Raw genomic sequence first — 8,137 nt, 5'->3', positions numbered from 1 at the left:
CTGGTGCCGTACTGACAAAGGCTCAGACCACATGAGGCGGTCAGGCGTCCGTGAGACCGGTACGTGATGTCCGTTCCCGGCGCAGGGACGCGATTCTGACGTGGCGAAAAGCGCCCCTATGCCCCAAAGGGGCCGGGGCGCCCCGGCGACTGACGTCACCAGGGCACAGTCTGCGGCGGCTCGTCATAAGACGATGGCGTGCGCGGATGGAGTATGCAACTGGCCACCAGCCCTAGCACCTCGGCACGCCGCTCTCGATCTTTGATTGCATGGGCCGCCTCGGCGGCTTTGTCAGGATACGAGCTTGCCAGCACTTGGGCGACCTGAACGAGATCATGATGGCCCCGGCGAGGTTCCTGCCAAGTGGCTGCCGCTACGGCCTCGGCAGCGGCAGTCTGGGAGATCTCGGGGTGGGTGCGTATCAGTGCCCTCGCAATGAAGGCCAAGAACTCCGGTCCCTTCTCCTGCTGGGATTGCTTGCGCGCAGCCGCAAGCAGTTCGGCGGCGGCAGGGGCGCTGAGCTGCGGCTGGGTCTTTCCCACCTCCAAGACCACGCTCAACAGTTGGCCAAGATTCGTGGTGTTGGCTGGGCTCTGCGCCAGCGCCAGCGCTTGCGCCGCCGCGCTGCGCGAAAGCACGCTGTCTCGGTCCGCCAGCTTCGACGCCAGCTCCCCCAGCGTGAGGGCGCGCCGGGACCCGTCAGAGATGGTTCGTGCGGCTTCCACGGCCTTATCGGGATGGAGGGGCGCAAGGCGTGCGACAAGATACTGCACGAACTGGTCGTGATTGCGTGATACATGATTGCGCGCCAATCGGAGTGCCAGCTCGGGGTCTCTGGGAGCCATGGCGAGGATGATTCCTCCCATCGCCTGGTCACGCATTACCTTGTCCTTCATGCGTTGGACGACCTTCAGCGCTTGCTCCGGGTTCGTCCTTGCGAACGCCACCGCGACGCCGTGGAGCCCCGCATCGCGGCTGGCCGGGTCCTTCATTCGCAGCGCCAGGTTGACCGCCTTGTCGGGAGCGATGCCCCAGCTCTCGCCGTTCGTGAAGGCGTCGATAGCACGGCGCATCACCTGTGCGGACGCCTGGTCTCGAGCGCGAGCGCTCTTGATGCGTGCGACCGCAGCCCGCGCCACATCCGGGTAGAACGCGCCAATCGCTGAGACGGCCTCGATGAGCGCGTTGCCACGGGCGGGCTCGGTGCGGATGGCTGCGGCCGTCCTGACGGCCTCTGCAGCTATCGGCCGGCCGCGCTTGCGGTCGGCGCTGGCGACTCGCCCCGCAAGACGCGTAATCAAGGGCGCCCGGTGCGCTGAGTCTGCTATGAGCCTGGACATGGCCAGCGTGACTTCCGGGTGCGCCGGCGTCAACGTCAGCTGCGCAACCGCTGAACGCAGTGCCGCGCGATTGACTGGTTTGTTGGGCATAGTCCGAGCCGCATGCAGCGCCGCGTTCGCCGCCTGACGCGACAATGCCGCATGCCTTTCGGCGGTCAGAGTAGCGACGGCGGTCAACAGCACAAGGCGTGCCGCTGGGTCTTCGCTGTCTCGCGCCGCATTGAAGGCCATAGCGGGGGCTGTCCGGGCCAAAGGAACGAATACCACATAGAGGGCCCACGATGGACCGACTCCTACGTACACGCCTGAGTATGCTCTTGGCAAGAATTCGCGGAGAGGCCCGAATTCCGGCTGCCATTTCCACAGACTCGGAATGCCGCGCGCGATCTCAAGTGCCTGCTCCGGACGGGTCTCCGCAAGCGCCACCACGATGCCGACCAGTGCATTCGAACGCTCCCGCGGGTCAGCGATCTCGCGCGCTGCCTTGAGCGCCTTGTCGGGGTCAATCGAGGCGAGGTCTATGGCTCTCCGCCTAAGCACGTCAAGCACACGGTACCGATCGTCCGCATCATCCGCATACTCGATGCCCATGACTAGGGAAGCCGCTTCGTCGAGGAGTGACTGCGCGAGGGCGACGTCGGTTGGCGACAATCGCGGCGTAGCGGTTGACGCGGCTGATGACATGTCTCCGCACGCGCCGGTCCCAAACGCGCACGCAGCACAGGCCGAGAACAACAACGCCGAGAGAACGAAGCGCTTCATTGCTGTGCCCCCTCTTATCTGCTCTCGCCCACTGTGCGATATTCGACCTCGAGCCGGGACGGCTCCTTCGACAGGCTCAGGACAAGTTGTGGCACGTGGGCGACGACCACCTTCCCTCCGTCGCCCACGCGACGATTTCCTTGTAACGGAGTAATACTGGCCCGGATTATGAATAATCTGGGCTATTCCCCCGGGTCCTGGGCCCCCAGCTCAGCAATCAGGTCCTGGATAAGCCCCTGGTGCGTCTCCGCATCCTGCTCCAGCACGTGGAGCTCGACCCCGGGCGCAGAGGCGTCAACCGCCCGCAGAACGCTGGGGATGCCCTCTTCATCCAGCATGTCGGCGAGCATCTCGGCCTGTGGGCGCTGCGACGCGAAAACGCTGACGGTCTTGCCGCCGCGCAGCCGTCCGCTATGCGCGCGGTCCACTTCCTCGAGGTCCGCGACCAAGTCCACGTCGCAGTCCGGGCATCGCCGCAGCCCCTCCCGAAATTCATAGCCACATCCCGGGCAGAACATCATCCTCTGCTGAACCTCCCTTTCCGATGGTGATGGAACGGACGCCAGCAAGAAGTCCCACTGGACGGTAGATGAAGCGGGGATCGAAACGGAACCTGACCCGTTACGCGAACACGAGGCTCCGGCGCCGCGCCGCCCGCGCCATTTCGCACGCCTCCGCCGCGTTGTACGCCAGTGGCTTCTCGCATAACACGTGGAGCGCACGCGAAGCACTCCCGCGCCGCCGCGCGCTGCGCCGCCGGTGGCGTGCCAGATGCTGACGGCGGCGGGACGTGTGGCCTCCAGCATCTTCACGCCATCGCCACAGGCGCGCCCGTCGAGCTCGGCTGCCGGCGCGCCGTCTGCCCGACCTTCCTACTTGGCGCCGGTCTCGCCCTTGTTCTCCTGCGATAGCGGGCCGGTTTGCCCCGCCGCGGAGGCCGGCGCTGCCTGCTCGCCGAGGTGCGGCAGGCGCGCGAGGATGTCCTCGAGCTTCATGCCGGTCATCGCTTCCAGCACCGGCGGCAATTGGGCGATGATCTTGACTACGTCGCGGGTCACCTTGTCGGCGCCCGCCGAGTCGCCGCCGGTGGAGACGACCACGATGCGCTCGGTCTTCGCCAGCGGCGCGGAAACGGCGGCGGCAATCTGCGGCAGCTTCTCGATGAACGTCTGCGCGATGGCCGCCTCGTTGTACTCGCGCCATGCGTCCGCCTTCTTGGACATGGCCTCCGCTTCCGAGAAGCCCTGGGCCTTGATGATGTCCGCTTGCGCCAGACCTTTCGCCTTGTTGGCGTCGGCGTCGGCCAAGCCCACCGCGCGGGTGGCATCGGCCTGACCGGCCGCGGTGGCGCGCAGGCGGAACTGCTCCGCTTCGGCGAGCGTCTGGATGCGGCAGCGCTCCGCCGCCGCGGGCTTCTCGACGGTGGCGGTCAATTCTTTCGTCCGGCGGTCAACCTCACGCGCCTGGACGTCGATCTGCTTCTCCTTCTCGATCACCTGGACTTGCACTTCCTCAGCGCGCACCAACTGCTCGGTCTTGAACTTCTGCAGGTCGTAGGCGAGGTCGGCTCCCGCCTGCTTCTGGGACGACGCGGCCTTGTACTCCGCGACGTTGATCGCATAGTCGCGCTGCGCCTCGGCGATCTTGCTATCCGCGCCGTACTTCGCCTGCTGACCCTCCTGGTTGGCGACTGCCGACTTGATGGTGGCATCGCGCGCCGCTTCCGCCTCGCCGATGACGGCGTCGCGCTTGACCTGGGCGATGCGCGGCTTGCCCAGCGCCTCCAGGTAGCCGTGGCTGTCGCGGATGTCGCGGATGGTGAAGGAGACGATGGTCAGACCCATGTTGACGAGATCGGTCGCGGCGACCTCCTGCACGCGCGCGGCGAAGGCCTCGCGGTTCCTATAGACCTCCTCGACCGACATCGTGCCCAGAATGGCGCGCAGGTGCCCCTCAACCGTCTGCAGGGCGATCTGCGCGATCTCGGTCTGGTTCTTACCCAGGAACTGCTCGGCCGCGGTGCGGATGGAGACGTCGTCCCCGCGCACTTTGATCTGGGCGATGCCGTCCACCACGATGGGCACGCCTTGCATGGTATAGACCTCGGGCGTGCGCACCTCCAGGGTCATGATCTCCAGCGACAGCGTGTCCACCCGCTCCAGCACCGGCCACACGAAGGCGCCGCCGCCCACGCGGATGCGAAACCCCACGCTTTGGACGGTGCCGTCCTCGGCGCGAATGTTGCGCCGTTTGCCCGAGATGACGAGCACCGTGTTGGGGCCAACCTTGACGTAGCGGTTGGCGTAGACGATGACGAAGAGGATAACGACGGTGATGACGGCGCCGACAACCAGCGGAATGCCGCGACCGGGCGACGACAGGAACCACTCCATGGGATGCCTCCGTAGCGCTCAGGATACCTGCTGCCCGGCGGAGCCTTCGCCCGGCTCCACCGGGGCGACATAGACCGTATTGCCGACCACGCGCGCGATGCGCACCTGCGCGTGGCGAGGAATGGCGGCGCCGGTGGCGGAACGGGCGATCGCGGTGTAGCGCCCCTCCAGGCTGACGTAGGCCACTTCTCCCACGCTGTCGGCGGGAATGGCGATCGTCACCTCGGCGGGCAAGCCCGCGATCGCGTCCATGCGCACCTCGCTCGACGCCTGCACCGACGCGAACACTCGATAGAACAGGGTGAAGACCCCCGCCGCCACCACCACTCCCGCCGCCACCGACGCGGGCAGGGTAATGTAGAGGTTGTACTTGAACATGTTGGTGAGGACCAGGCCGGTGCCGCCGAAGACGGTGCTGAAGGTGGCCATGGTCATCGGGGAGAGCGGGGAAATCGCGACCTCTTCGGCGCCGGCCCCGCCGTAGGCCTCGCCATGGCCCGCGCCGACGTCATGCGCAGTGCCGAAGTCATGGGCCGCCGGCTCCAGACCGCCGCCCGCCTCAAGCCCGTCGTGCCCAAAGCCGAACACGCCCCCGAGCAGGGCCGCGACCAGCGCGTAGATCAGGCCCGAGATGAAGCAGATCCAGTAGGCAAAGACGTCCCACCCCATCGCCTTTTCCTTCCCTTCCCGGCGTCCGTATTCGGCGCCCTGCGCCGTCCCACCTTCTCACCTACGGCGCGACTTCCCCGCCACGCACACCGCCGAGACTCCGCACGGCAGCGGCACCCGCAGCAGCCATGCCGTCTCCAGCCGCAGCAGCCCCACCAGCAGGCGATTGGGCCACCCGGGCAGTGGCCTGATCGCCGTCTTCGGCCGTCCGCGGTGAAGCTGCCCCAGCAGCTTCTGCGCCAGGCGGAAGGAGAAAATGGCGGGCAGCAGCAGGGTGATGCAGTACGACAGGTCCAACACCCGCAGGCCGGCCCCCTCCATCAGGCCGCGCACCTCGCGCGCCCGGTAGCGGCGGAAATGATCGAGCGCCTCATCGTGCTCGCTCCACAGCGACTGGTAGGCCGGGACGGTGACGATCACCAGCCCCCCCGGGCGACACACCCGCGCCATCTCGCCCGCCGCCGCCGCGTCGTTGCGCACGTGTTCGAGGACATCCAAGGCGGTGACGACGTCAACCGAGTGGTCTGCGAGCGGCAGCCGCTCGACGGCGCCGCCCACCAGTGGGAAGCGCCCACGCAAGCGCGACAGCCGCAATGCCTCGTTGGAGCGATCGAGGCCGATCACCGCGCCCAAGCGACTGAAGGCTGCCAGCCCCGCCCCGCCCCCGCAGCCGATGTCGAGGATTCGCGGTCGCGCCGGCAGCCGAGCGCGATGCTTCAGCAGGAGCTCGCGCACCAGCTCGCGCCTGGCGATGTACCACCAGTAGGTGTTCTCCAGGCGAAACAGCTTGCGCAATTCCGAAGGGCGCATGGCAGGTCCGGGGTGGGTCTTTCGCCGCGTGCGTCCGCGCCACCTGCGGGGCGCCGCGGGCGCGAGGAGAGCGGCGGGCGGCTGCGCGGTCAACCGGCGCAGGCAACCGCTTCACCCCGGGGTCAGATGAAATCGTCCTGGGGTGCAGCCAGGCCGAGATCGGGCGTCACCGGCAGGCGGCTTCGCCGGCCGATCACTTATGTGCAAGCCGGCTGATAAGCTCTTCTTTCGGCGCCCCAGTCTGTGAGCTGACGCTTGACAGGATGTCGTTCAGCGTGCCCTTGGCAACGTCTTTGTGCATCGGCACCGTAATGTTGTGCTCGCCATGCGCGACGTCTGCTCGCAGGCGCGCATGGCTTCCTCGTTGACGCACGACCTGGTATCCGAGCGAACTCAACAGACGGATGACGTCCGCCCCGCTAGCTGACGGCAGTCGGCGCATCGGGCAGTTTCACCTCGGATATGACGAGCACCTCAGGCACTTGCGCCGCGCCTTCAAAATGCAGCGCGACCGCTTCGCGGATGTTCTCGATCAATTCGTCGAACGTGTGCCCCTGGGTGAAAATATCCTCGCCGATGCCGCGGGCGCACCAGCATTCCCCGTCATGGTAGGCCTCGATTTTCACCATATCCGTCTCTCCTCGCCCTCGTGCACCTTTTCCACGTCCTTCGTTCGGTTCCCCTCAGATGAAATCGTCCTGGGGTGCGGCCTGACCGAGATCGGGCGTCACCGGCAGGCGGCGCTTGAACTCCGAGCCGCGCATGAGTTCGAGCACCCGGTTCACGCTTGTCTGCGAGAAGCCCTCTGCCACGACCTGGTGCGCGCTCAGCTCCAGGTCCAGCAGGCGATACAGGATGCGGTCGGCCTGGTCGTAGGTGACGCCGAGCTCGGCCTCATCGGTCTGGCCGCGCCAGAGGTCGGCGGTCGGCGGCTTGTCAATGATGCGCTGCGGCACGCCGAGATGATGAGCAAGCTGGCGCACCTGGGTCTTGTAGAGGCCCGCCAGCGGCGACAGCGCCGCCCCCATATCGCCCCACAGGGTGAAGTAACCCAGCAACCACTCGGTGCGGTTGCTGGTGCCCACGACCAGCGCGGCGAGCGCCGACGATTGGTCGTAGAGAATGGACATGCGTTCGCGCGCCATCTTGTTGCCGCGGCGGACGCGGTCGGCACCGGGGAAGCGGCGGAAGTAGACGTCGAGCTGGGGCGCGATGTCAACCACGACCTGCTCTGCGCCGGCGAGGGCGACGATCTCTTCGGCGTCAGCGCGCGTATCGGCCCGCAGCTCGCCGCAGGGCATCAGCGCGCACGTGAGACGGCCCTCGCCCAGCGCCTGCGCGGTCAGCAGCGCCGTCACCGCCGAATCCAGCCCCCCCGACAGCCCGATCACCGCGCGCTCGCACCCCGCCTGCGCGAAGAAGCCGGAGATGAATTCCAGCAGGATCCCGCGCACCGCCTCGCAGGCGATGGATAGCTCGTCTTGCATCGCCGTTCCTCCCGCTACCGGCGGCGCATCCAGTAGATCGCCGCGCCCGCGGCCAGCAAGCCCATCAGCGCCCATTGCAGCACGTGCACCCTCGCCGCTGCGGTGATCGCCGCGCCCGCCGGAGCTCCCGCCTGCATGCGCTCCACCGCCCTCCACACGACCGTTCCGCAGTAGGCGCCGAGGGCCGCCGCAATCCCCGCAGCGGCCTCCACGCCGGGCGCGGCGGCGTGATGGACGATGGCCCTGGCCACATACCCCACCGCCAGCCCCAGGCCGATGCTCGTCAGCCAGCCGAGCATTCCGCTCAACATGCCCAAGTAGCCAACCCCGGCGCCGAGGGCTAGCGCCGTCGCCATCGAGGCCATCGCCGCCCCCATACGGCGCGCCCGCGTGAGGGGCCTGATGACGATGCCCAGCAGGCACTCGATGCAGCGCGTCCCGACCGGGCCGTGCTGCACGCACTCGGCGCACAGGGGCTTGTCGCATGCCCCGCAGCGCACGAACGCGTGCTCCGCGGGGTGGTAATGGCAGCGCAGTTGCTCCTCGCTGTGTGGTGTCTCGGACACGTACGCGTCTGTTCGGCAGGGAGGCCTCAACCACCTCCCGGCCGTGGTCCGGCGCGCCTGCCCGTCGCGGTCGAGGGGGATCAGCCTGAGAAAGGCGGGGCGCCAGGCAC

The 8,137-nt window shown here is 67.5% G+C and carries 9 protein-coding genes; all 9 read right to left on the bottom strand.

What is annotated here, in order from left to right; translation table 11 throughout:
* Positions 1 to 155 precede the first annotated feature (155 nt).
* On the bottom strand, positions 156 to 2,102 hold the full coding sequence (locus VM221_03430; protein ID HUT73874.1) for a hypothetical protein: 1,947 nt from the start codon (positions 2,100 to 2,102) through the stop codon (positions 156 to 158).
* Positions 2,103 to 2,284: 182 nt separating this feature from the next.
* Complete coding sequence (locus VM221_03425; GenBank protein HUT73873.1) at positions 2,285 to 2,557, bottom strand: hypothetical protein; 273 nt, start codon at positions 2,555 to 2,557, stop codon at positions 2,285 to 2,287.
* 417 nt (positions 2,558 to 2,974) lie between these two features.
* On the bottom strand, positions 2,975 to 4,495 hold the full coding sequence (locus VM221_03420) for an SPFH domain-containing protein (GenBank protein ID HUT73872.1): 1,521 nt from the start codon (positions 4,493 to 4,495) through the stop codon (positions 2,975 to 2,977).
* An 18-nt stretch (positions 4,496 to 4,513) separates the two neighbouring features.
* A complete protein-coding gene (locus VM221_03415; GenBank protein ID HUT73871.1) occupies positions 4,514 to 5,164 on the bottom strand; it encodes a hypothetical protein in 651 nt (216 codons plus the stop codon).
* Positions 5,165 to 5,221: 57 nt separating this feature from the next.
* Positions 5,222 to 5,974 (bottom strand): class I SAM-dependent methyltransferase, encoded by a 753-nt coding sequence (locus VM221_03410; GenBank protein ID HUT73870.1) that lies wholly within the window; start codon positions 5,972 to 5,974, stop codon positions 5,222 to 5,224.
* Positions 5,975 to 6,167: 193 nt separating this feature from the next.
* Entirely contained in the window at positions 6,168 to 6,416 is a 249-nt protein-coding gene (locus VM221_03405; protein ID HUT73869.1) for a type II toxin-antitoxin system HicA family toxin, read from the bottom strand.
* Positions 6,394 to 6,603, bottom strand: coding sequence for a type II toxin-antitoxin system HicB family antitoxin (locus VM221_03400; protein ID HUT73868.1), 210 nt, complete (start codon positions 6,601 to 6,603; stop codon positions 6,394 to 6,396). The genes VM221_03405 and VM221_03400 overlap by 23 nt, the downstream gene beginning before the upstream one ends.
* A gap of 54 nt (positions 6,604 to 6,657) precedes the next feature.
* Positions 6,658 to 7,461 (bottom strand): NAD+ synthase, encoded by an 804-nt coding sequence (locus tag VM221_03395; protein ID HUT73867.1) that lies wholly within the window; start codon positions 7,459 to 7,461, stop codon positions 6,658 to 6,660.
* Between the two features lie 14 nt (positions 7,462 to 7,475).
* Positions 7,476 to 8,137, bottom strand: a 662-nt coding sequence (locus VM221_03390; GenBank protein HUT73866.1) for a hypothetical protein, incomplete at its 5' end; no start/stop codon positions are given.

This window comes from Armatimonadota bacterium, assembly GCA_035527535.1.
Taxonomy (GTDB): Bacteria; Armatimonadota; Hebobacteria.
This window is presented reverse-complemented; position numbering and strand designations above follow the sequence as displayed.